Consider the following 2,525-nt stretch of genomic DNA (forward strand, 5'->3'; position numbering starts at 1 on the left):
TTGAACAAAATCGCTGCGCGATGGCCTGCCTAGGCTGTGTGCAGTGATTTTCTTTTTATCAAAAAGGCAGTAGAAAGTAAGTCCTAATAGTAGTATTGTTGTAGTCGCGAAACTTAACAATCAAACAGGATCATTACTAACACTGCCATGAAAAGAATATCATTCGCTTGTGCAAAGTACAAGCATCATTTTGATGTACATGCACCTCCGAAGTTTTAGTTGTTCCTATCAATGACTATACTTTCGGAGGTTTTACTATGTATGATGAATATTTGAAAAAACTTGATGAAGCAGGAAAAATACGTAATCTTAAGGAACGTTCTATATCCTGCTATCATAACTATGTTGCTTATTTTTTAAACTATGTCGGAAAAGATCCTAAGGAGCTCACTTGCCAGGATGTACGAGATTTTCTTCTGAGAAAAAAAGATGAAGGGTTAAAAGCTACAACCTTGAATCTCTATAACTCATCAATTCGCTTTTTTTATAAGTTTGTTCTCGGCATACTTTGGGATGAGATTTTAGTTCCACGCATGATAAAAGATCAGCCTCTGCCGATAGTCCTTACATTGGAGGAAGTTAATCTCTTTCTCGATAACGTTGAGGATATAAAATATAAGGCAATGTTTGCAACTATGTATTCTTCTGGAATGCGTGTATCAGAAGTCATACACTTGCATTATGATGATATTTCCAGATCAAACATGCAGATTCATGTACGGAATACCAAAAACCGCATGGATCGTTATACAATTCTCTCAAAGAAAAATCTTGATATACTCACCCGCTATTGGTTTGAGAGAAATCGCCCCACCGGCATTCTTTTCCCCAACAGATTCACAGGAGAATATCTTACAGTAAGTACTCTGGAACAGGTCATGCGCAGAGCCATTAAAGAATCAGGTATTACTGCTAAAGCAACACCTCATAGTCTTAGACACAGCTTTGCAACACATCTCATGGAGCAGGGGGTTGATCAAAAGTATATACAAACTCTTCTCGGACACAGAGATCCTAGATCTACAGAGGTATATCTCCACAGAAGTAATAAAAGTATTATGGGGATTCAGAGTCCTTTTGACAGAGAGGACCTAAAAAATGAATAAACCTACTGTCCAAGATATATTTTTGAAATTCTATTCTGAATATCTTGAGAAATATACACCATCAGCTGAACAGTCCAAAGTTTCAAATGCCATTATGAATTGTAAGACTTCACGCATGGGGGCAAATGTACAGGTATGCGAAGACTGTGGTTGTATTTCAATCCACTATAATTCCTGCAGAAACAGGTGTTGTCCTATGTGTCAGGCTCTTCCTAAAGAAAAGTGGATGGATATGCGAAAGGAAGATGTTTTAGATGCTCCATATTTCCATCTGGTATTTACTGTTCCAGCTGAGTTGAATCCTATTATCTACAGCAATCAAAAGCTTCTTTATGATACGTTGTACCATGCTGCTTCAGCCACTATAAACGATCTCTCTGTTCAGGATAAATACCTTGGTGCAAATGTTGGATATATCTGCATACTTCACACATGGGGATCAGAGATGAATTACCACCCTCACATACACACAATACTTTTGGGTGGAGGCCTTGATAAGAACAAACATTGGAAAGATAAAGGTGATAAGTTCTTTCTCCCGGTACAGGTTATCTCCAAAGTTTTTCGCGGAAAATACATGGAAGAATTAAAAAGTCTGTGGGAAGATGGAAAGCTAAAGTTTTATGGTTCATCAGAAAAATATCAGAATAGCTATGAGTTTAAATCATTAATTGATACCTGCTATTCTAAGGAATGGATTCCTCATTGCAAGAAAACATTCAATGGTGCTCAATCAGTAATTAAATACCTTGGCAAATATACTCATAGGATTGCCATTAGCAACTACAGAATCATTCGCATCAATGGTGAAAATGTCACATTTTCCGTTAAAGACTACCGTAATGAAGGCAAATGGAAGGAACTTACTATAAGTGGAGTTGAATTTATAAGGCGATTTCTTATGCATGTTCCGCCAAAGCGTTTTGTAAGAATAAGGCATTATGGATTGCTTTGCAGCCGCATGAAGAACAGCAATCTTACTTTATGCAGAAATCAACTTGGTTGTAAGAAGTATATATCCGAGCTTAGGAATATGACATCCTCTCAGATATTGGATCACCTATGGGGATTCAAGGTCGGAATATGCAAGCATTGTGGCGGAAAAGTGATTGATCATCATAGACAGAAACCGTTACTTTGTTGATATACAGGAATAATACTTACAAAAACCTCGCATATGGGAGGTTTATTTCTGATACCCTAAAATATAAAAAACAAAAGACATAAGGTATGCTATTATCTAATTAGGCAGTAAAACTGGTAAGCTCCAGGAATTGAAACCCCATATGTATAGGCTCCACGGACGCTTACTTTGTTCAATTAGGTTAAATCGCAATAAGATCAAACGAAAGGGCAGTTATTGTTATAATTCAAGCTGCTTTTTCGTTTGACCTTACAGCGATTCTAACCTAAAGAATT

The 2,525-nt window shown here is 37.1% G+C and carries 2 protein-coding genes; both read left to right on the forward strand.

Going from position 1 to position 2,525, the window contains the following annotated elements; all coding sequences use genetic code 11:
- Positions 1-257: 257 nt before the first annotated feature.
- Entirely contained in the window at positions 258-1,106 is an 849-nt protein-coding gene (locus tag G603_RS0115660; RefSeq protein ID WP_026670817.1) for a tyrosine-type recombinase/integrase, read from the forward strand.
- The gene (locus G603_RS0115665; RefSeq protein ID WP_026670818.1) at positions 1,099-2,250 is read left to right on the forward strand and encodes an IS91 family transposase; all 1,152 of its coding nucleotides are present in this window, start codon (positions 1,099-1,101) and stop codon (positions 2,248-2,250) included. The genes G603_RS0115660 and G603_RS0115665 overlap by 8 nt, the downstream gene beginning before the upstream one ends.
- Positions 2,251-2,525: the final 275 nt, after the last annotated feature.

The organism is Butyrivibrio sp. AE3006 (assembly GCF_000424165.1).
Classification (GTDB): Bacteria; Bacillota; Clostridia; order Lachnospirales; family Lachnospiraceae; genus Butyrivibrio.